This window comes from Geobacter sp. OR-1 (assembly GCF_000813145.1).
Taxonomy (GTDB): Bacteria; Desulfobacterota; Desulfuromonadia; order Geobacterales; family DSM-12255; genus Geoanaerobacter.
This window is the reverse complement of sequence record NZ_BAZF01000001.1, coordinates 25,358-47,849: the sequence shown is the minus strand read 5'-3', so window position 1 is coordinate 47,849 and position 22,492 is coordinate 25,358. Positions and strand designations below refer to the sequence as shown.

The window sequence follows — 22,492 nt, the reverse complement described above, 5'->3', positions numbered from 1 at the left end:
ATCGTTTCAGCTTGAAGCAGGGATTGTCCTACTTGATCGCGATGTTTTCGACTGTCACAGTCCCCTGGGCGATGACCAGCTGCCCGGAGATGATTGTAACTCCCTGGTTGGCGCCGTAGGCAGCGTCATAACCGCCGCGGAGCGTGATGGCTACCGGACGGTCAAAGGTCAGGTTCTCGGTGAATAGGGTATCTCTCAGATCGATACGGCCGCCGTCGGGAACCGCACCGAAGGCGGTCTGGAGGGAGGCGTAGCTGCCGGTGATCCCCGGAATCTTGAGGATTCCCTCGTTCACGGTCACCGTGAACGGACGCGAGGCGGTTGTTCCCAAGCTGTCGGTGATCTGAACAATGAATGTGAAGCTTCCGGCAACGGTCGGGGTTCCGGAGATCTGGCCGGTAGAGCTGTTCAGGGTTATTCCCGGAGGGAGGCTCCCGGATGATATGCTCCAGGTGTTACCGCCACTCCCTCCCGTTGTCGTAATGTTCTGGATGTATGTTGCCCCGACTTCCCCGGAACCGAGAGTCAGAACGGTTATTGCAGGTCTATCGTAAACCGTAATCGAAAATTCCTCGGATGCGGTGGTCATTTCAGCATCCTGCAGTTCGATTGTGAAGAAGAAAATACCTGTATCTACGGGGAACCCTGTTATGCGACCGGTAATGCTGTCAAGCGTGAGCCCACTTGGCAAGAGGCCGGATGAAATCCTCCATCGATATGGCTTGACTCCTCCTGCCCCTTCGACTGTCGCATCGTAAGCCCCTTTGCTAGATGCAGGGAGAGTGGCGGTGGTTATTGCCGGTGCTGTGTAATTAACCGTGAATGTGGCAGTGCTGGTGCCGATATTGCCCGCTGTATCCGTCGCCTCAATTCTTACCGTATGTTCGCCGTTTGCCAGAGGCCCTAAAGTATCTCCAGATGTTTTAGAGACGGAAAGACCGTCAAGCATGACCACCACGGCGCCGTCGCTGACGGAATAATTCAAGACCGGTTTAGGGGTGTTGATGGTTCCCGATGCCGGTGCAGAAATGGCAACGGTTGGTGCAACGGTGTCAACAGTAATACCGGTCGCTGTCGACGAAACGTTCCAAGATGCATCACGCGCTGAGACGGTAATGACGTTCTCTCCCTCGGCAAGCGCATTAACGATAACGCTCCAGGTGGAATCGGTAGGATATTCAATCGTGCCGATTGTTGCGGCACTGTTTGTGGTGGCAGATATCACAGCGTTAGGCTCCCTGGTGCCGTGTATCGTCAGCGTTCTCTGGTTGGTCAGCGCCGGAATCATGTCAATGGTGAGAGCAGGGGGTGTGGTGTCATCCCCGGCAAGTATTTCCGCTGAACTAAGAGCCGTGTTCAGCGAGTTGTTGCCTCCGACAATCAGAACCTGTCCGTTGGCCAGAAGAGTGGAACTATGGAAATACCGTCCTGTGGATAGGTTGCCGACGCCGGTAAATAGACCGGTTGCAGGATCATAACTTTCGATATTGCTTGCTGTGGTGTTGAGAGATGCTCCTGACGATCCGGAGAAAATCAGAACCTTTCCGTTCGGAAGTGTAACGGCCGTGTGACGTGATCGCAGGGTTGACATGTTGCCGGTGAATGTGGAGGTTCCGGTTGCAGGATCAAAGATTTCGACCCGGTTTACTGGCGTGAAATAATGTGTTTCTCCTCCGGCAATCAGTATCTTGCCGTCGGGGAGGACTGATGCCGAGTGCCGGTAACGTGATGATGCAAGATAACCTGATACGGAGAAAGTTGCTGTCGCCGGATCAAAGGTCTCCACCGAGCTGAGCTGCAGGTAGATCTTGCTTGAAGGGTCTTGCGTTCCCAGACCTCCGGCTATCAATATCTTGCCGTCGGCAAGAAGGGTTGCGGTTGCCCGTACCCGTACCCATGACATGCTCCCGGTTGCGGTAAACGTCCCGGTAGCGGGATCAAATATCTCGGCAAGGAAAATATTATCGCCTGCGAGCCCGCCGGCAATAAGTACCCTGCCATCCTGAAGCCTGGTTGCTGTGTGCAAGACGCGCGGCAAAATCATATTGCCAGTCGCGGTAAATGACCCTGTTTCCGGGTCGTAGATTTCGGCACCAACGCTCGAAGTGTTGCCGCCTGCTATCAGGACCTTGCCGTCCGCAAGGAGAGTGGCTGTATGCCCGGAACGGCGCGTTGCCATGTTCCCGGTCGCGGTAAAGGCGCGTGTCTCTGGATCGAAGATTTCCGCGGAATCAAGTTCTGATCCGAACCCGTCAGTTGCACCCCCTCCGGTGATCAGGACTTTTCCGTTATTCAGCAGTGTTGCCGTATGCATGTATCGCGCTGCTACCATGTTCACCCCGGCAGGGACATCAACTGCGGTAAAAGCGACAGCAACCGAGTGATTGGCCGCGACATTGGTAAGCGTATAGGTACACTGATTGGTTCCGCTGACCTGTGCGGAAACGGGGATGCCATTATCGGTCAATGTCTTGATGATATAACCCGGATTTGTCGTGATTGTCAGCGTTTGGCTGGCTCCGGCAAGGACTGTTGCAACTGGCGGGTTGATGGAACCTGCCCCTTCCAGCACTGATGCGGTCACGGCGCAGTTGATCCTGATGGAAAACTCCTTGCTGCTGGTCGCGCCGAGTGAATCCGAGACCTGAACCGTAAAGGTGAACGTGCCCGATGTGGTGGGGGTGCCAGTTACCATACCTGACGCGTCCATGGATAATCCGGCAGGTATGCTACCGGCAATAACTGACAATATATAATCTGACTTACCCCCAGAGAACCCAATGCTTTGACTATAGGGTGAACCTATAACTCCGTCAGAAAAAGCCGCAGGAGAGATTGACAATTGCCCATAGACAATTATTGACAGTTGTTTGGATGTAATGGTGCCGTTACTGTCCGTAACAGTGATAGTAATTGAAGAGGTGCCTGCTGCAGCCGGTGTTCCTGATAGCTCGCCGGTTAACGCGTTTAATGTTAAACCGGAAGGGAGATTCCCTGTTGATGACCATGTATACGGAGCCATGCCGCCGTTAGCTGCAAGCATCTGGCTGTAGGGTAGGCCAACCTCACCTTCATGCAGGGAAGAAGAAGCAATTGTCAGAGGGATTTGCCGGATCGCTACGGAATGGGTCATGCCGGCAGCAATCCGGGCTATGCCAGTCAGTCCGGAAATCTGCGTCGGCGTTAGATTGTTGGTTGTTGTTCCGCTTCCGAGTTGACCCTGGTTATTCCTCCCCCATGTCCAGACTGTGCCGTCGTTTTTCAGGGCCAGCGCATGATTGCCTCCCGCAGCTATAGCAACAACATTTGTGAGTCCGCTGACCTGGGCCGGCGTGGTCCTGGCTGTTGACGTGCCGTCGCCGAGCTGACCGTAGCCATTATACCCCCAGGACCAGACAGAACCGTCTGTTTTCAGGGCAACGGTAAACTGCTCCCCGCATGATATCGCACTTACGTTAGATATCCCTGCCACTTCAACAGGCTTAGATCGTGATTCAGTTGAACCGTCTCCCAGTTGCCCGAAGCTGTTTGCCCCCCATGTCCAGACTGTGCCGTCATTTCGGAGAGCTGCAGAGTGATTCCCAACTCCATATAGTGATCCCTTAGCTGCGGCAATAGCGGTAATGCCTGAAAGTTCGTTAATCCTGACAGGTGTAAGGCGGTTGGTTGTTGTCCCATCGCCAAGTTGCCCCGAAGAGTTGTATCCCCATGTCCAGACTGTGCCGTCATTTCGGAGTGCTACGCCATGATAGGCTCCGGCATCCACGGAAGTTACATTGGTGAGGCTGTTTTCCTGAATTGGAGCAGTGGCGTATCCACCCCCTAGGAAATAGCCCCACTTCCAGAGTGTTCCGTCGTTATTTACAGCAAGGCTCTGGTCTCCCCCACCGCCAATTGCAGTGACCATGGCCAATCCCATTACACCCACGGGAGAATACCTCGTATAGGTAGCACCATCACCGAGCTGCCCGTTACTGTTCGAACCCCAAGAAACTAAAGATCCGGATAGTCTCTGTGCAAGAGTATGATCACCCCCTTCGGCAACTGCTACTATATCGGAAAGGCCGTTTACCAGCGACGGCGCAAGTGTGGATTTCCCCCATTGCAATAGTTCCCCACCGGCATTTGTTACCAAATACTGCTCAGATTTAATCTCCTCAATGTTCCCTGCGGGATCGACAGAGAAGAATTTTAAGGTCATTGACTTGTTTACCAAAATGGGGAGGTTGCACAGAGAATCAGGAATAATCGGGAGGGTGCCGTCCTTGGTACAATATATTGTCGTTCCCGGCTCATTGGATTTGAGGGTTACCGTCTGTGCTCTTACATAAAATCCTCCGGGAGGGTACGCGTTAGTGACAGGGGTCAGAAAATCGGCAGATACTGCAATGGAAAATGATTTTTCCACCGATGCACTGTTCGCACCGGCTGCTTTTACGGTAAAAACAAAAGCTCCCTCAAGGGCGGGTATTCCGGAAATGACTCCCATAGCGCTGTCGAGCGTCAAACCGTCCGGAAGGCTTCCTGCTGTAATGCTCCAGGTAAATGGCGAAGGCCCCCCGGTGACGGCCAGTGACTGCTTATAATGGCTGCTGACAAAGCCTCCCGGAAGGGTCTCGGTCGTTATCGACAATGGAGCATGGATGGTTATTGATAACGGTCTCGTAACGGATACAGCGTTAATATCTGACACCTGCACGTCGAACGAATATGTGCCTGTAGCTGGAGGAACACCTGAGATAACTCCTGTAACGGCGTTAAACGACAGGCCGTCCGGAAGAGTTCCCGAGTATGACCAGGCGTATGGCCCCATTCCGCCGGAAGGCTTCAGTGCGACGGAATAGGGGAAGTTGAGCGTACCGTCAATCGTGGTGGGGGGTGTTATGGCCAACGGCGCCATTTTTATGGCAATGGAATACTCTCTCCCCGCTGAAATATTTTGGATCCCTGCAAGACCGCTTACCTGAACAGGGGTAAGCCTTTGCTGTGCAGTCCCATCGCCGAGCTGACGATATGAGTTGTCGCCCCATGCCCAGACGGTTCCGTCATTTTTAAGGGCAATGGAATAATTTGAGCCACCGGAAGCAGATTTCACCCCGGCTAGGTTGCTTACCTGTACCGGTACAAGTCTGTTGCTAGTGGAGCCGTCACCGAGCTGGCCGCTGTAATTATAACCCCAAGCCCAGACAGTTCCGTCACTCTTTACGGCGAGTGAATGAGCATAACCACCCGCAATTGCCACCACCTGTGAAAGGCCATTTACTATTGCTGGCGTTGATGTTGTGTCTGTTGTCCCATTGCCAAGCTGACCAAATGAGTTGCTCCCCCAGGTCCAGACTGTGCCGTCATCTTTGAGGGCGATGGCATGGCTGTCACCGGTAGCGATGGCGACAATACCGGATAAGCCGCTTACCTGAGCCGGAGTGCTGCTACCGGACCCCCATTTCCAGACAGTACCGTCTTTCTTCAAGGCAAAAGATGAATCGTATGCGGCGCCTGCAACCGATGCCACATCACTGAGACCTGCCACTTGGATGGGAGTATGCCGGTCGGTATTTGTGCCATCACCCAGTTGACCGTAGGCGTTGTCACCCCACATCCAGACAGTTCCGTCGTTTTTCAGAGCAATCGAATGATAATTATGTCCCGCTATTGCAATGACACCATCGAGTTCGCTTACCCGCGCGGGAATGAAGCTGTCGGTTGTTGTCCCATTGCCGAGCTGACCATTGTTATTATAACCCCAGGCCCAGACCGTGCCGTCACTTTTCAGTGCCAGTGTATGGTAGGAGCCGGCCGCCACTGACAATAGTGCATCATCAATATTTGCAACCTTGACCGGTACAGTCCACACGCTGTTCGTACCATCGCCAAGTTGGCCGTACCCATTAGACCCCCATGCCCACGCTTCCCCACCAGTTATGGAATAGGTTTCTTCCCGTAAGGGTTCACGGTTCCCACCCATGTCAGATGCGTAATATTTTAGGGTCAGGGACTTGCTCACCGTGATAGCAGAGCACAGGTTGTCGGGTATGACCGGTGTTGTCCCGTCTGTGGTGCAGTAAACCGATGAATGTGTTTCGTTGGAGGTCAGGCGAATGATCTGTGATCCGACAAATGACCCTCCGGGGGGATAAACGGTTGAGGTTGGAGTTGAATTGTCGGCTGCAATGTCAATTTCAAAGGTCTTGTCTATCGTCTTGGTAAATCCGCCAATTAATCTGACAGTGAAGTTAAATTTCCCCGGAGTTCTTGGTGTACCTGATAGCACGCCGGTCTTGGTGTCAAGCGAAACACCATCGGGCAAACTTCCTGAAGATATGGTCCAGATGTATGGTAATAGTCCGCCGTATCCTGAAAGGCTGGAAAGATAGTCACTGCCGACTACTCCCGCCGGAAGCAGTGTTGTTGCAATGTCCAACGGGTGAGCCACGTTGAGCATAAAATCTCTGGTTGCAATAGCAGATGACTGATCGACTGCCTGAAGGGTAAAACTGTATGTTCCAAAGACTGTCGGCGTTCCTGACAACGCCCCTGTTGAGCTGTTCAATGAAAGACCGGGGGGAAGTGAGCCAGATTTAATGGACCATGTAAACGGTGCTGACCCATTGACTATCTCAGGGGACATGCTGAAAGGAGCATTTAGGTCGATAAGCTGTTCCTGCATGGCGTTGATGCGAAATGAACTGTCGGAATACTTGATGGTAAGGTAATTGGTGTCATCCCCGGTTACTACGTATCCGGTAGCCCATACGTCGCCCTGCCGATTTACGGTAACTGCTTGGGCGCGGCCGTTAGTGTTATAAAATGACGATTTTACAGTCCAGGGTCGGTTTCCGAAGGCATCGTACTTAATGGTCCACCAGCTGTCCAGTTGGTTTCCCACTTCCTGAGAGTATCCGGTCGTGTATGAATTGCCGTGGGCATCAACATCTATGCCGTATGCCATGGCAAATCCGGAGGTTAACTGTCTTTTCCAAAGCAGTGACCCGGCGCCGCTGTATTTGACAGTGGTCATGCCAACCAGAGAATATCTGTCCGCAGGGTCAAGCTGCGCTGATCCGACGACATAGATATTGCCATTCCGGTCAACGGCGATGTCGAACGCATTGGTGTACATACCGACGTCAGAATATTTTGCAGCCCATATGGGAGTGGCCGCAGCATTAAGTTTCACCGTGAGCCAGCTCTGATTGGATCCAAATTTCGTGCTATTGGTAGTGCCGGTAACGTATATATTCCCCACAGTATCAAGCGCCAGATTGTACGGCCTGTCGTAATTGGAATAGTTGTCCACTCGGTCGGGGTGGTCATAGCTGTTTGACCAGAGCATATTCCCTGACGAATCATATTTGGTTATCAGAAAATCAAGGCTTTTTGCCTCGCTGTAGGAAGAAGTCAACAGATACAAGTTATTAATGCTGTCAACGGCAACACCAACAGCAGTTGTCTGGTTGCATCCGCCCTTCAGGATTGTTTCCGCCAGCACATTCCCTTCCGGGTCATATTTGACGACCATTGCATCGAGATCATTTTCCCCGTCATAGCTCATCCCTGCAACATAGGCATTGCCCCCGGCATCAACGGTCATTGCGGAGGCCATGTCGTGGCTCCCCCGGTGATAAGTCTTTTTCCAGAGGACGGTACCAGCCGGGTCGTACTTTATCGTGATGAAGTCAAAGCCGTTATCCGCCTGATAGGAATATCCTGTTACATAGGTATTGCCATTGACGTCGTGGGCAATGTCCTTTGCATCATCCGCTGCCGGCCCACGGTATTCCCGTGCCCATTCTTCGATAACGGTACCGTTGGAAATGATTATAAACAGTGGTTTTGTGGCAACCATGCCGGTACTGTCGGAAGCCGTAACTATGAACGGGAAACTGCCGGTTGTTGTTGGCAGACCGGTAATCTCACCGGACATGGTGTTCAATGAAAGTCCCGGCGGGAGAGGGCTACCGGGGTCGATTGCCCAGGTAAGCGGTTCCAGCCCCCCGACTGCTGATAATGTTTGGTTGTAGGGGGAATTGGGGTTGCCTTGAATCAGATAGCCGGTGGATATCGAAAGCTGAGGAAGGCGTATGGTGCCAGAAGGTGATGTAACGGTCACAAATGAGACATTTGCTGGCGGGATCCAAGTTGCAGTAAAGATACCGTCGTTGGCAGCAAGGTCGTTATCTTGACCGTCATCATGGAATGGGATCGTTTCCCCATTGGAGGCCGCTACGGAAAATGCCGGTGAGGGTGATCCGCAGTTGATGCTCAACACCGATATGGTGATCGGTACCCCCGCAGTAAACGCCTCCGGTGATTTGATCAGCGCAAACAGCGGTTTTTGATTGCAGGTCAAAGAGCCATAGGAGTTGAGACGCTTCCCGGTAAGGGTTTTCCCGTTCATGGCTGAGACGGAATCTCCTCCGGCCAGTATCAAGTTCTTGATGGCTTTCCAGTCCCAATTCGGGTCTGCAGCCTTGAGCAGCGCCGCAACGCCGGAAACATGCGGTGCAGCCATGGAAGTCCCTTGATAAACATCATAACTATCACCGGGTATCGTACTCAAAATCTCCTTGCCCGGAGCACCAAGATGAACCGAATGTTGACCATAATTGGCTCCCGGGCCACAGCCGCCAAAACTAGCGGTCCACTGAGCCAGGCTGTCGTTACGGTCGGTTGCCGTTACGGCAATAATGTTCGGCAATTCATAGTTTGACGGGTAAAATTTATATATATCCGTATCACAGCCGTCGTTTCCGGCTGCGGCGACGAACAGAATGCCATTATCCATCTGTCGTTTGATGGCTTGATAGAGCAGTGTATCGTTACCCCTTCCGCCCCAACTGTTATTTGATAATGCGATATTCACTCCGCGTAACTTCATGGTGAGCAAGTAATCGAGGCACTCGACGGCATCGGCAGTGGTCCCCTGCCCGGTGTCGCTGATAAACTTAAGCGGCATTAACTTGACATGCCAATTGACGCCCACGACTCCATAGAGGTTGTTGCCGATAGCGCCGATTGTGCCGGCAACGTGCGTCCCATGGCTGTTATCGTCCATCGGGTCGCCATTATCGGCCACCGCATTCCAGCCGTGTATGTCGTCAACATAACCGTTGCCATCGTCGTCAATGCCGTTGCCAGCGATTTCCCCGCTGTTAACCCAGATGTTTTCTGACAGGTCGGGGTGGTTATAATCGATACCGGTATCGATGACCGCCACCACGATATTGTCAGAACCAGTGGTGATATTCCACGATTCCGCAGCCTTGATGTCGGAGCTGGCGGCCCCTCCGCTCTGGCCGGTGTTGTTTAGTCCCCAAAGCTCTCCGAACATCGGGTCGTTAGGGACAACCGGCTGAACATCCGATATGGTGTAGATGTAATTGGGCTGGGCGTATTCCACATCCGGGTCTGTCTGGTAGCTCTTGATAGCCTCCTCGACGGATATCCCTGGCTTTAGCCTGACATGCTGCGCCTTGGCATGTCTGAATGAGCGGATTTTCTCGTGACCATGCCTTTTGTGAACCCTGGTTTTCCTTTCTTCGCCAACGCCGTCTTTGAATTTGACCAGGATTTCACCTTCTTTGAATCTGTCAGCTTTCTGCGCTGTTTTCGCAGTAGACGGAAAGTTTTCCCCTTTGTCTCGCCATTTAGCCTGCGGAGTGCCAATCATAGCTCCATGGCTGCTGTTGACCGAAAACGCAACATTTGATGCCAGGACCAGGCAAATGATCATACATAATCGTATGTAGCCTGAATTTATGGTTTGCGGCAGGGTGAGGTTCCGTTTTAATAGGCCAGGCAGATTCATGTTTCCCCCTTTTACCCGAAATATAATTGGAACAATAAAATTGCAGCGCTGGATTTTTTCGGATGACTGTGGTGAGGTGATGCGAGTTGTAATAATTTAATTACAAATGTTCATGTGTATCGTTCAATTAATAAATTATTTCGCAAATGTCAAGAACAGATATGGCTATGCAGCACGGTAGATCGGCCGGCAATCTGCGGTTACTTGGAAATGAACTGATGGACAAGGCGTAGGAGAATGTTAGAATTTACACACATCTTTGCAGGATTGTTGTATAAAACTAATGACAATTTATAAATAATTAGGGATCTGATATGAAATCTTGCGAAAATATTGGTAAAACCGGCAGTTTCTGTCTCATGCTCTGCCTGATATGGACTGCTGTCATTGCCGCCATCACCACCACCACTCTTGTCGTTTACCATCGGAATGTCATCAGCGAAGCGGAAAACGAAGCGAGAGACTATTTCCGGCTGAATTATTACTATCGCGCCTGGAGCGCCAGGTTGGGGGGAGTTTATGCTCCGGCCGACAAGGTAGAACCGAATCCATACCTTACGCTTCCGGAACGGGATCTGGTAACCACTGGCGGCAAACGTCTCACCCTGGTGAACCCGGCGTACATGACCAGGATGGTTTTTGACGATATCAAGAAATCATCTGGCGATCCCGTGGTCAGCAAGCTTACCAGCCTTAAGCCGACCAACCCGGTCAATGCCCCTGACAGCTGGGAGCGCGAGGCGCTGCATGCTTTTGAGAGGGGAGCGAAGGATCAATCACAGATAACCAAGATTGACGGCAAGCCATATCTGCGGCTCATATCGAGGTTTGTGACGGAAAAGCCTTGCCTGAAATGCCATGCCCAGCATGGTTACAAGCAGAACGAGGTCCGGGGGGGCATAAGCATCGCCATTCCGCTCAACGGTTATTATGAAGGCGAAAAACAGGTTCGTAGCTACATCTCGGCAGGTTACCTGTTCCTGTGGGTGCTCGGATGCAGCGGCATAGTCTATTCAACCCGGAAGCGCGAAGTTTACGAACAACAGCTGCTGGCAAATGAAGAAAAATTCCGCACTGTCTGTGACTGGACCCAGGACTGGGAGTACTGGGCCGATCCCAGCGGGAAGATGATGTATGTTTCCCCACCCTGCGAACAGGTAACCGGGTATTCGGCCGAAGAGTTCATGCAGGACAAAAACCTGGTGATAAGTCTGGTCCATCCGGACGATCGCGCCGTATATGAAGAGCACCACGCGTCACTCCCCGATAACAACGAAGCAGAGGAACTTGAATTCCGCATTGTCAGGCGGGACGGGAACACCCGCTGGATTCACCATGTTTGCCGCCCCGTGCTTGCGACAGGGAGCGATAACAGGGGCAGGAGGGTCTCCAACCGGGACATTACGGAGCAGAAACACCAGCTCGAAGAGCGCCGCCAGCTGGAGCAGCAGATGATGCACACCCAGAAGCTGGAAAGCCTCGGGGTAATGGCCGGGGGGATCGCACACGATTTCAATAACATTCTCACCTCGATCGTAGGCAATGCCGATATCGCCATGATGAGGATACCCCCCGAATCGATCGTAGCCGAGAATCTCAAGAAAATCGAGCAGGGGGCCTTGCGGGCCACCGATCTCGCCAAGCAGCTGCTTGCCTATTCGGGCAAGGGGCGGTTCATAGTTGAACCCCTTGACCTCAACCGGATGATCGAGGATATGGTGCACCTGCTGCAGGTATCCATTTCCAAGAAAGCGCTCCTCCGTTTTCACTTCAGCGACAATCTCCCGAGCATCGAAGGTGATGCCACCCAGCTGCGCCAGATCATCATGAACATCGTGATAAATGCCTCCGACGCCATCGGGGAGAAGAGCGGAGTCATCGCTATCAGGACCGGCTGCATCGAGTGCGACCGGAAATACCTGAAAGGGGTCTGGATGGAGGAGAATATCGCCGAAGGGATGTATGTCTATCTGGAGATCTCTGATACCGGTTGCGGCATGGACAAGGAGACTGTTTCGAAGATATTCGACCCGTTCTTTACCACGAAATTTACCGGCCGCGGCCTTGGGATGGCGGCAGTGCTCGGGATCGTGCGCGGGCACCGGGGGGCGATCAAGGTTTACAGCGAACCGGGCAAGGGGACGACCTTCAAGGTGCTGCTCCCGGCAGGTGCGCTTCCTGCCTCCATCTTCAATGCAGTGCCGGATGAAATGGACTGGAAGGGGGAAGGGACCGTGCTGCTGGTGGACGACGAAGACACGGTCTGCGCAATTGGGAGCGAAATGCTCCAGATGCTCGGTTTTGACGTGGTCACTGCGTCCGACGGACGGGAGGCGCTGGCAAAGTATAAGGAGATCAAGGGGATCAGGTGCGTAATTTTAGACCTGACCATGCCCCACATGGATGGTGATCAGGCGTTCCGCGAGTTGCGCACCCTGGACCCGGAAGTTAAGGTTGTTATGAGCAGCGGTTACAATGAGCACGAAATCAACCAGAAGTTTGCCGGCAAGGGGCTGGCCGGTTTCATCCAGAAACCCTACAGGCTCTCCACTCTTAAAGAGGTCATGCAAAAGGCATTGGCAGAATAACCAAGCGAATCGTGGCTGTGGGGCGTATATGGGACCGGAACAGATTACGTTTGCTGGAGCTTTTGTCGCAGGGTTGCTGTCGTTTCTCTCCCCGTGCGTCTTGCCGTTGATCCCTTCTTACATCACCTATTTGACCGGGCTGTCATTAGCCGACTTCCAGGAAGAGCATCCCCCGGCAAAGGTCCGCAGGCAGGCGGCAATCCATTCGCTCCTTTTCATCTCCGGGTTTACGGCGATTTTCGTGCTCCTCGGGGCATCGGCAACCTTTATCGGCGGATTTCTCCAGACTCACGCGATACTGTTCAGGCGGGTCGGCGGTCTGTTGATCATTGCTTTCGGCATCCACATTACCGGTCTGGTGCCGATTCACCTGCTGCTGGGGGAAAAAAGGATAACCATTCACCGGAAACCGGCCGGTTACCTGGGTAGCGTTCTGGTCGGCGTTGCATTTGCCGCCGGCTGGACCCCCTGTATCGGGCCGATCCTGGCCTCAATTCTCATGGTTGCCGCTGCCGAAGAGACGGTACTGCATGGGATTGGTCTACTCCTGGCATATTCGCTGGGGCTGGCGATCCCCTTCTTTGTGTCGGCGCTTGCCATGAATAAATTTCTGGATGTTTTCAGCCGGTTCAAGAAACATATCCGCCTCTTTGAAGTGGCCACCGGGGTATTTCTGATCGTCGTGGGAATGCTGCTGTTCACTGATTCTCTGAATATTCTGGGGCAATACATTTCCAGGTTGACGGGGTAACTATTGCGGCGCTTGCCGCTTTGCGGCCAGCCTCTGCCGCCCGTCTTTCTATTGCGCCGGAGCTTTGGTGAGCGCCTCCTCGATCTTGTCCTTATTGAATCCCTGCAGGCGGATGGTATTGCCGATGATGATCAGTGGCACGCCGCGCTTCTGTTCCGGCACTCCCATGGCGTCATAGATGGTCATCAGGTCCGCCATATGCTGATCGTCGGTATCGACTTCACGATTGACGAACGGGATATTGTGCTGGGAGAAATACTCCTTTGCCTCTCTGCAGTGGGGGCAGGTCGACAGCGTGTATATCACGACCGGCGGATATTTTTTCGCGGGTACTGCCGGGGGGGCGACAATGGACTGCTTTCCGGCGCTCTCTGCGGCAGCGGCAAAGGACGGCAGCATGCACGCGGCAATCAGCAGACAGCCTGTAATCCTGATCGTACGGAACATGAACATCTCCTCTCGATTAGCAAGATTATTACGATATACTTAAGTTTATCATATCAGCTCAATTATTCTGGGCCAGGGGAGGAGATCATGGATCGTTTCAGTCAGGTAATGATTCTGCTGGCGGCACTGTTACTGTGGGGCGGAAGTATCGAACCGGCCGGGGCCGCAACCGAGACCGGTATTGCCCACCCGATCGAGTCAAGATCCGGTATGGCTGACAACTGCCGTCTATGCGACCGGATGGCGATGACTGCCCAAGTCGGCATGGCTGCGCCGGATTTTGCCCTGGATGCCGTGACCGGTACCGAACCGGGGCGGGAGTTCAGCCGGCTGAGTCTCAATGATTTTCGGAAGAAATGGCTGGTCCTCTTCTTCTACCCGGCTGATTTCACCTTTGTCTGCCCAACCGAGATCAAGGGGTTCAACGATAATCTCAACACCTTCCGCAAACTGGGTGCCGAAGTAGTTGGGATCTCAACCGACAGCAAGTGGTCCCATCTTGCCTGGATCAAGAGGGGAGACCTGGGCAAGCTCGACTATCCGCTGCTCGCGGATTTTACCAAGAAAACCGCACGGCTTTACGGTGTTCTCGATGAAGAAACCGGTGTTGCCAAACGGGGACTCTTCATCATTGACCCGCAGGGGGTGATCCAGTATCAGGTAGTCCATAATGCCGATGTCGGCAGAAGCATCGAAGAGACGATCCGGGTTCTGGAGGCGCTGCAGACGGGCGGTCTATGCCCGCTTGGCTGGAAGCCGGGCCAGAAGACGCTCGGGAGGTAGTATCATTTTCCGGAGGCGTTGTTTGCAGACAAAATTCTTACAAAAGTTGACAGCCGAATTCGGGGTGATATATTTTTAAAAGTATAATTATTCTCAACATAAAGGAGCAAAATCATGAAGAAGGCTATGGTTCTCTTACTGTCCGCAATGATGATCTCTGCTACTGTCCCTGTTTTTGCCGCTGAGCAAGCAAAAGGCGATAAGAATGAGTGCCTGCTCATTTCGAAGGAATGTAAGACAGAAGTAGATTCGATCCAGCAGAAGATCAAAAAACTGCAGGCCGAAATCAAAAAAGGGAAGAAAGTGTACTCAGCCGATGAGTTGAAGAAACTCGATCAGAAGCTGAAAGACGCTGATGATATGCTGGATAGCATGATGAAAGAATAGTTACCTTTGAACCCCTGGTCCCTTATTGAGGGGCCGGGGGCTCGGTGTTGCAGGTACGCCTGCAATCCATAACATGTTGTTTACTCCGGTCATTGTCCAATATGCCTGTTACTGGTTTCTTTAAGATATTAGTTCGGGCTGATCCTAGATTGACTCGAAAAGGCCCGCTATCCGGCGGGCCTTTTCATTTTCAATCCAGTACTTCAGACGATTCGCTGTAGCCGCACTATCAACAAACGCGTTGGACGCATCGCAGGAGAGTCTGTTGAGCGACAGCAGCAAGCATAATCGGCCGAAAGGGGGGCTACAAAAAAACGAACGGCTGTTCGACAATATCGAACGAAGCAAGGCCGAAGAGTCGTTACGAGCTACTTGTCCTGCAATCAGCACCAGTGTCCAGAAGAGATTGGATAGAGCAATGGCGAGCATTGAACCGAAGCAAAAGAGACGAAGCAGTTTCTCCTGCAGGGGAGGTGTGTATCTCTGTGGGGTCTTGCTGGTTGCTTTGCTTCTGCAATCCGCTCTAGCGGCGAATGCCTCCACCGATCTGCATCCACCTCTGCGCTCGGACGGGATTTCAGTAACCTGCCAGCACGGATTATTTGAGAAATACTGGGCGCACCCGGTCATTGACATGCTGGTTCTTCTTGTGGGGGCGCCTATCATAGCCTATCTGGTCTGGAGCCAGCGAAGGCTGAAACAGGCCGAAACTGCCTTGCGGACATCTTCAAGCTATGCCCGCAGCCTGATCGAGGCCAGCTTGGACCCGCTGGTGACCATCAGCAAGGATGGCAAGATCATGGATGTCAACCAGGCCACCATGGAGGCAACGGGTGTGCCGCGGGAGCAGTTGATCGGCACGGATTTTTCCGATTACTTCACCGACCCCGAAGACGCCAGGATCGGTTACAAAACTGTCTGGCGCGACGGCATAGTCAGGGATTATCCACTTTCCCTACGCCATCTGTCCGGGCGGGTAACGGATGTGCTCTACAATGCGGCTCTCTATCGGGATCGGCATGGGGAGGTGTTGGGAGTCTTCGCCGCTGCCCGCGACATTAGCCAGCAAAAACAGGCAGAGGCGGCGCTCAGGGAAAGCGAGCTGCGTTACCGCACGGTCGCGGAGTTCACTGCAGACTGGGAATATTGGATCCTGCCGGACGGCACGCTTCGTTACATGTCACCCTCATGTGAGCAGGTCAGCGGCTACACTCCGGAGGAATTCTATGCCGGCCCGGAGTTGCTGACCCGGATGATCCATCCCGATGATCTGTCTATCTACACAGACCATAGGCATGCCCTGTCCACCGATGCCGGACCGGAGCATGTGGATTTCCGTATCGTCACCAAAAACGGCGAGTACCGTTGGATATCTCACACCTGTCAGAGTGTGCATGGCCCTGACGGGGAACCGCTCGGGCAACGTGTCGGCAATCGCGACATCACCAAGCGCAAGCTGGCTGAAGAGAAAGTCAATCAGCTCAACGACGAACTTGAGAGCCGGGTCAGAGAGCGGACAGCCGAGCTTGAGCGGATAATCGGGGAGCTGGACGGGTTCTGTTATGCACTCTCCCACGAATTCCGGGCGCCCCTTGCCCGGCTTGAAGGTTTCGGCGCCATGATGATCGACCTTGCGGCGCAAGATGGCGATGAGCAGATCATTCACTGTGCCCAACGAATCGTGGCTGACAGCGACCGGCTCAGGACGGTAATCGACTCGCTTCTTGCCATGAACCGGATATCCGTTGCCGAAATGCATCAGCAGAAACTGAATCTGTCGGAAATGGCGATGCGGATCGCTTCAGAACTTGTCGAAGAGATCGGGAACCGAAGAGTCAATATCTCGATTGCACCGGATGTAACCGCCACAGGCGATCGGTTCATGCTGGAAACATGTCTGAAAAACCTGCTGGGGAACGCCGTCAAGTACAGTTCCAAGAATCCTGACGCAATGATCGAGCTCGGGCAAAAGGACATTGACGGGGAAAATGTCTATTATGTCAGGGACAACGGTGTTGGGTTCGATATGGCGTTTATCAAAAACATCTTTCAACCGTTCTGCAGGCTGCATCATCAGGAAGAGTTCGAGGGGACCGGCATTGGACTGGCAACAGTCCACCGGATCATTGAAAAGCACCATGGCCGGATCTGGGTAGAGGCGAAACCCGGAGCAGGGGCGACATTCTACTTTACGCTCGGGGCAAACGGAGAAGATGCATGAAAAATCTCTCCGTGATGCTGGTTGAAGATAACCGGGACGATGAGGACCTTGCGGTCTGGGCCCTGAAAAAGATCGGTATGGAGAACATTACGGCCTGAAAAAAGCCCCACAGAACTTTGTCTGCGGGGCTTTTGCCATCTACTCCCCTTCGTTATGCCGGGAATATCTCAGGCGCATTCGCTGTAGCCGCAGGAGCGGCAGACTGCGCAGCCACCTTCGTGTTCGACTGTGCCGCCGCACTCGGGGCAGGCGCCCCGGTCCGGGGCCTGCTTCTCGATGCCGGCATCAAGCCCGGAAGCGGCCATGTGGGCCTGGATCGCTTTGGCAACTGCGTCCGCGCACGATGTCACCTTGTTCTCGCCAAAGCCGGATGGGCAATGGCAGGAGATCCCCATCAGCTGTTTCACGACCTGCCGTGCCTGGACCCCGCTGCGCCATGCTAGGGATACCAGCCTTCCCATCGCTTCGGCCTGCGAGGCCGCGCAGCCGCCGGCCTTGCCCATGGTGGTGAACAGCTCGAACAGGCCGGACTTGTCCTCGTTGATGGTGACATAGAGCGGGCCGCAGCCGGTCTGCATCTGGTAGGTCCATCCTTTGAGCGCCTTGGGGCGGTCGCGCTTGAAGACGTGCTTTTCTTCCGCCGCTGCTGTTGGTGCCGGTTTCTCCTCGGTCTTGCCGGTGGAGAGCACCTGCTCGTCGCGGGAACCGTCGCGGTAGATCGTTACCCCTTTGCACCCGGCCTGGTACGCCAAGCGGTAAACGTTTTCCACGTCCTCTACGGTGGCGTTGTTGGGGAAGTTGACGGTCTTGGATACGGCATTGTCCGTGTATTTCTGGAAAGCTGCCTGCATCTTGATGTGGTATTCGGGGGAGATGTCGTGGGCAGTTACGAAGACGTCCCTGACATCTGCCGGTATCTCTACGATGTCGTGCAGAGTGCCGTGTTCCGCGATCTTTTCCAGCAATTCCTTGGAGTAGAAGCCCCGTTCCTTGGCCACCTGCTCGAAGAGCGGGTTTACCTCGATCATTTTGGTGTTGTCCATGACGTTTCTGACGAACGAGACCGCAAACAACGGCTCGACGCCGGACGAGGCGTTGGCGATTATGGAGATGGTGCCGGTGGGGGCAATGGTGGTGACGGTGGCGTTCCGGATCGCTCCCTTTCCGGGGCGGTCGTAGATCGAACCCTTGAAGTTGGGGAACGAGCCGCGCTTTGCCGCCAGCTCCCGGGAAGCGGCGTGCCCTTCGTCGTTGATGAATTTCATCACCTTTTCGCCGAGTTTAATGGCCTTATCGGAGCAGTAGGGGATGCCGAGCAGGATCAGCATGTCGGCCCAGCCCATGACCCCCAGGCCGATCTTCCTGTTTGACCTGGTCATCTCGTCGATCTGCGGCAGCGGGTACTTGTTGACCTCGATGACGTTGTCCAGGAAATGGACCGCAAGGGTCACGACCTCTTTCAGCCGGTCCCAGTCCAGCTCGCCGTCCTTGACCATCTTGCCGAGATTTATCGAGCCGAGGTTGCACGATTCGTAGGGGAGCAGCGGCTGCTCGCCGCACGGGTTGGTCGATTCGATCTCGCCGACCAGCGGAGTGGGATTGTCCCGGTTGAGGCGGTCGAGGAAGATGATTCCCGGTTCGCCGTTTTCCCAGGCCTGCTTGACGATCCGGTTGAAGACCTTCCGCGCATTGAGCGTTCCGAACGGTTCGCCGTTTCTCGGGTTTATAAGAGTGTAGTCTCGGTCTTCCTCCACGGCCTGCATGAAATCCTCGGTCAACCCCACTGAGATGTTGAAGTTGTTCAGGTGCTTCTGGTCGGCCTTGCACATGATGAAGTTCATGATGTCCGGGTGATCGACCCGCAGGATTCCCATGTTGGCGCCGCGGCGGGTGCCACCCTGCTTGATGGTTTCGGTCGCCACGTCGAAAACCCTCATGAAAGAGAGCGGGCCGCTGGAGATGCCGGTGGTGGACATGACGACATCGTGCGCCGGGCGGAGGCGGGAGAAGGAGAAACCGGTGCCGCCGCCGGACTTGTGGATCAGCGCGGTATGCTTTACCGATTCAAAGATCTCCTCCATCGAGTCGCCGACCGGGAGGACGAAACAGGCCGAGAGCTGTCCCAGTTCGCGGCCGGCGTTCATCAGGGTCGGTGAGTTAGGGAGAAACTCGAACTCGGTCATTATTTTATAGAACTGGTCCGAAAGCCCCTTGACATCGGCCTTTTTGTCAAGCAGGCTGTCTGCCGAGGCAATCGTGTCCGCAACTCGCCGGAACATGTCTACGGGCCCCTCCAGAGGCTTGCCGCTCAAATCTCGCCTCAGATATCGCTTCTCCAGTACGGTCAGCGCATTGGGGGTTAGTCCCGGGATCATATCCTTGCTCTTAGCGGCGGTTGCTTTTGCCATTGACCTGTTCTCCTTGATTTTATTGAATAATAAGAATACCACTACATTTTGTGTAACGAAAAGGAATTAAACACAACATCTATGGTCTGTCAAGTGGGTTGTGTCAAAAAAATGTAACATCGCGATTCGTCTCGAAAAGTTTCAACGGTTAGCCGGTGCGGACGGCCCGGCGATTTACATAGGTGACTTTTTATGCTACAAACGCTGCCGTAAAGCGTGCAAAGGCCGGTCAGTTTCAGGAGACAGGATGAAAAGCGATATATTCGGCAGGACCCTGCTGTTGGCCTTGATGGTTGCGATCTCAGCCTGCAGCTATGATTCGATGATAGGAATATCCCCCCGTCCGATCCCGCCCATAGTAAAAGCGACGGTGGATCCTGTGCCGCAGCCTGTTGTCAAGCCTGAGGCGGAAAACCCCGGACCAGCCCGGCAACAGCTGCCGCAAGATGTACCGGTTGCGCCAACGGTTGAGGAGCAACCGCAGGTACCGGCAGCCGCGCCCCCTATCACGAAACCGGCGGCGCCTGTTGTTGCCCCGTTGAACGAGCGGGTTGCCAATCTATCCGCAACTCCGGATCGCGAATACCGGAATGAGACAGTCCAGGAAGATACGGTCTGGCACGGCGAGGTTCATGTCAACGGCTGGCTCACGGTGCCGCCACAGGTCACGCTGACCATCGAGGCCGGGACCATTGTCCGGTTCATCCCTTCCGGCGACGGGGACAGCGCTACTTCCGGGCTGCTGGTCCAGGGGCGGCTGGTTGCTGCCGGGGCGCCCGACAAACAGATCCTGTTAACCGGGAGCTATGCGCAGCCTGCGGCCGGTGACTGGCAAGGGATAGTTTTCCTTGCATCAGAGAAGAAGAACCTGCTCGATCAGTGCCGTGTTGAAGGGGCCAGGGTGGGATTGGATGTTTTTCATTCCCAGATCGCCCTGAGGGAATTATCGCTTTCCGCAAGCGGCACGGCGATCCGGCTGCAGGATTCTGATGCCAATATCGCGGGCGGTGTGATTAGCAGCTGCGATATCGCCGTGAAATCCGCTGAGAGCGAGCTTGATCTCCGGGATATCAATATCTCCAGCAACAGGAATGGCATCATGGTTGGCGGAGGGGCGTTCTATCTTACCGGAGCAACCTTTTACGGCAACAGCAGCGCTGCCCTTGTTGCCGAAAACTGCAAACTGAAGGTTACCGGGTGCAGCTTCACGGTTAACGGCACCGGAGTGGTGCTGACCGGTTCGGAAGGTGCCGTTTCTTTCAACAGGATGCTGAGCAACCGGGAAGCAGGGGTTAACCTGACAAATTCCCGGATCAGGATCAACGGCAACAATATCAGCCAGAACGGCGCCACCGGGCTCAAGATATCCGGGGCCGGGAGCGTGGTCTGGGGAAATGTCATTGCCGCCAACAACGGCCATGATCTGGAATATTCCGGGGATGAAGACCTTAGCGTGATGGGGAACTGGTGGGGCGACATCACGCCGGACCGTATTCTGTCACGAATCCACAGGGGAGATTCCAGCGGCCGGGTCCTGTTCATGCCTGTGCTGCCGCAACGCCCGCAAGCGGTGCTGTAAACTTCGGGTAACATATACTTTTCTTGGGGAAATGCGGTTGCCAAGCATGGGGCCGCATGCTACTGTTTCCATAATGGCGATTTATCTGGACAATGCAGCAACTTCCTTTCCAAAACCCGAGGGAGTCTACAAGGCAGTTGACGAGGCCCTTCGGGAAGGGGCGGGGAGTCCGGGAAGGGGCGGGCATCGCGGCGGGATTTCCGCAGCCAGGATCGTTCTCGAAGCAAGGGAGGCATTGGCCCATCTATTCGGGATATCGGATTCGAGCCGCCTGGTTTTCACCCACAGCGCTACGGAGTCTCTAAACCTCGCCTTGCTGGGGTTGCTGAAGCCCGGGGACCATGTAATAACCACCGCCATGGAGCATAATTCCATGGCCAGGCCTCTGCATCTTGCCAGCCTGCAGGGAGTTGAGGTGACCTGGGTCCAGGCCGGGCCGGACGGTTTTGTCCCTCCCCGTGATATCTTTGCGGCTATCCGTCCCAACACCGGGCTGATTGCCGTTACCCACTGTTCCAATGTTACCGGCACCATCCAGGATGTGGCGGCGATCGGCGCGGCAGCGCAAAAAGCGGGGATCCCCCTGCTGGTCGATGCTGCGCAAAGTGCCGGCAGCATACCGATAGATGTTAGTTCCATGCATATCGATATGCTCGCAGCCCCGGGCCATAAAGGGTTGATGGGGCCTCCGGGCACCGGGTTTCTGTACATTGCCGAAGGTATCGAGCTGAAGCCTCTGCTGGTCGGCGGGACCGGCACCTCCTCGGCCAGCCTTTACCAGCCGGAGACCCTTCCCGAACGGTTCGAAAGCGGCACGCAGAACACGCCGGCAATTGCCGGGTTGCTGGCCGGCGTCGAATTTGTCGGTTCCATAGGTGTTGATACGATCGCCAGGCATGAAGCGGCACTGGTCGGACAGTTGATTGCCGGTTTGCTGCCGATTGCCGGATTGAAGGTTTATGGCCCGGATGCCGGCCGGCCGCGCGGCAGCGTGGTTTCTTTCACAATGGACGGAATGGACCCCAGCAAGGTCGGGTTTCTGCTCGACAATGACCATGAAATCGCGGTCAGGACCGGTCTTCACTGTGCTCCCAACGCCCATAAGTCGATAGGCACCTACCCGGCGGGCACCATCAGGGTCAGCCCCGGGTGGTTTAACACCGAGTCAGAAATTGCCGCTTTTGTCGAGGCAATAGAACGGATTGCAAGGAGGAAGAGATGAGCCGGATAAGGATATTTTCAGGTATTGCCCTGCTTGTCGCCATTGCGGGCTGCTCATTGCCGCCGCAAAGGGCGTTTACAAGGCAGGATATCTTCAAGACCAACATCTTCAGCTACTTTACCATCAAGGAGTCTCCCGATGCGGTCCTGGCGCAGATTAACAGGGATGGCGAAGCGGTAATGGAAGGGGTTGATAAAAAGAACAAGACCTATTTCATTAAACTCATCTCCTCCGGCAAGGAACTGAAGGCCCAATACACGGAGAAATAATCAATACCGGTCCCGGCCGGTCATTCAGT

The 22,492-nt window shown here is 54.3% G+C and carries 11 protein-coding genes; 8 read left to right on the top strand and 3 right to left on the bottom strand.

Going from position 1 to position 22,492, the window contains the following annotated elements:
* Nucleotides 1-28 precede the first annotated feature (28 nt).
* Complete coding sequence (locus tag OR1_RS21885) at nucleotides 29-9,733, bottom strand: putative Ig domain-containing protein (RefSeq protein WP_160295188.1); 9,705 nt, start codon at nucleotides 9,731-9,733, stop codon at nucleotides 29-31.
* A 389-nt stretch (nucleotides 9,734-10,122) separates the two neighbouring features.
* Between OR1_RS21885 and OR1_RS00190 the strand changes: the two genes are divergently transcribed.
* Nucleotides 10,123-12,396, top strand: a complete 2,274-nt coding sequence (locus OR1_RS00190) for a response regulator (protein WP_052440160.1) — start codon at nucleotides 10,123-10,125, stop codon at nucleotides 12,394-12,396.
* Between the two features lie 28 nt (nucleotides 12,397-12,424).
* Nucleotides 12,425-13,147 carry a cytochrome c biogenesis CcdA family protein gene (locus tag OR1_RS00185; RefSeq protein ID WP_041969225.1) on the top strand — a complete coding sequence of 241 codons (723 nt, stop codon included), beginning with the start codon at nucleotides 12,425-12,427 and terminating at the stop codon, nucleotides 13,145-13,147.
* A gap of 48 nt (nucleotides 13,148-13,195) precedes the next feature.
* Here the strand turns inward: OR1_RS00185 and OR1_RS00180 are convergent, their stop codons facing one another.
* Nucleotides 13,196-13,594: a glutaredoxin domain-containing protein gene (locus OR1_RS00180; protein ID WP_041969223.1), complete on the bottom strand. Its 399-nt coding sequence runs from the start codon at nucleotides 13,592-13,594 to the stop codon at nucleotides 13,196-13,198.
* A 246-nt stretch (nucleotides 13,595-13,840) separates the two neighbouring features.
* Between OR1_RS00180 and OR1_RS00175 the strand changes: the two genes are divergently transcribed.
* The 3 genes from OR1_RS00175 (at nucleotide 13,841) to OR1_RS00160 (ending at nucleotide 16,985) form a co-directional block, all read left to right on the top strand.
* Nucleotides 13,841-14,377, top strand: coding sequence for a peroxiredoxin (locus OR1_RS00175; RefSeq protein ID WP_082002755.1), 537 nt, complete (start codon nucleotides 13,841-13,843; stop codon nucleotides 14,375-14,377).
* A gap of 114 nt (nucleotides 14,378-14,491) precedes the next feature.
* Nucleotides 14,492-14,764 carry a hypothetical protein gene (locus tag OR1_RS00170; RefSeq protein WP_041969221.1) on the top strand — a complete coding sequence of 91 codons (273 nt, stop codon included), beginning with the start codon at nucleotides 14,492-14,494 and terminating at the stop codon, nucleotides 14,762-14,764.
* Nucleotides 14,765-15,029: 265 nt separating this feature from the next.
* Entirely contained in the window at nucleotides 15,030-16,985 is a 1,956-nt protein-coding gene (locus OR1_RS00160) for a PAS domain S-box protein (RefSeq protein ID WP_082002732.1), read from the top strand.
* A gap of 167 nt (nucleotides 16,986-17,152) precedes the next feature.
* Here OR1_RS00160 and OR1_RS00155 read toward each other — a convergent pair whose 3' ends face one another.
* Nucleotides 17,153-19,393, bottom strand: a complete 2,241-nt coding sequence (locus OR1_RS00155) for a vitamin B12-dependent ribonucleotide reductase (protein ID WP_041969218.1) — start codon at nucleotides 19,391-19,393, stop codon at nucleotides 17,153-17,155.
* A 247-nt stretch (nucleotides 19,394-19,640) separates the two neighbouring features.
* Here OR1_RS00155 and OR1_RS00150 point away from each other — a divergent pair, with 247 nt between their 5' ends.
* From OR1_RS00150 to OR1_RS00140, 3 genes are all read left to right on the top strand, one after another.
* On the top strand, nucleotides 19,641-20,972 hold the full coding sequence (locus OR1_RS00150) for a right-handed parallel beta-helix repeat-containing protein (RefSeq protein WP_052440158.1): 1,332 nt from the start codon (nucleotides 19,641-19,643) through the stop codon (nucleotides 20,970-20,972).
* Nucleotides 20,973-21,045: 73 nt separating this feature from the next.
* Nucleotides 21,046-22,194, top strand: coding sequence for an aminotransferase class V-fold PLP-dependent enzyme (locus tag OR1_RS00145; protein ID WP_041969217.1), 1,149 nt, complete (start codon nucleotides 21,046-21,048; stop codon nucleotides 22,192-22,194).
* Complete coding sequence (locus tag OR1_RS00140) at nucleotides 22,191-22,463, top strand: hypothetical protein (protein WP_041969216.1); 273 nt, start codon at nucleotides 22,191-22,193, stop codon at nucleotides 22,461-22,463. The genes OR1_RS00145 and OR1_RS00140 overlap by 4 nt, the downstream gene beginning before the upstream one ends.
* Nucleotides 22,464-22,492 lie beyond the last annotated feature (29 nt).

Coding starts and splice junctions, on each gene's coding strand:
- OR1_RS00155 (WP_041969218.1), bottom strand. CDS start 19,393: ATGGCAAAAGCAACCGCCGCTAAGAGCAAGGATATGATCCCGGGACTA.
- OR1_RS00175 (WP_082002755.1), top strand. CDS start 13,841: ATGACTGCCCAAGTCGGCATGGCTGCGCCGGATTTTGCCCTGGATGCC.
- OR1_RS00180 (WP_041969223.1), bottom strand. CDS start 13,594: ATGTTCCGTACGATCAGGATTACAGGCTGTCTGCTGATTGCCGCGTGC.
- OR1_RS00145 (WP_041969217.1), top strand. CDS start 21,046: ATGGCGATTTATCTGGACAATGCAGCAACTTCCTTTCCAAAACCCGAG.
- OR1_RS00185 (WP_041969225.1), top strand. CDS start 12,425: ATGGGACCGGAACAGATTACGTTTGCTGGAGCTTTTGTCGCAGGGTTG.
- OR1_RS00140 (WP_041969216.1), top strand. CDS start 22,191: ATGAGCCGGATAAGGATATTTTCAGGTATTGCCCTGCTTGTCGCCATT.
- OR1_RS00170 (WP_041969221.1), top strand. CDS start 14,492: ATGAAGAAGGCTATGGTTCTCTTACTGTCCGCAATGATGATCTCTGCT.
- OR1_RS00150 (WP_052440158.1), top strand. CDS start 19,641: ATGAAAAGCGATATATTCGGCAGGACCCTGCTGTTGGCCTTGATGGTT.
- OR1_RS21885 (WP_160295188.1), bottom strand. CDS start 9,733: ATGATCATTTGCCTGGTCCTGGCATCAAATGTTGCGTTTTCGGTCAAC.
- OR1_RS00190 (WP_052440160.1), top strand. CDS start 10,123: ATGAAATCTTGCGAAAATATTGGTAAAACCGGCAGTTTCTGTCTCATG.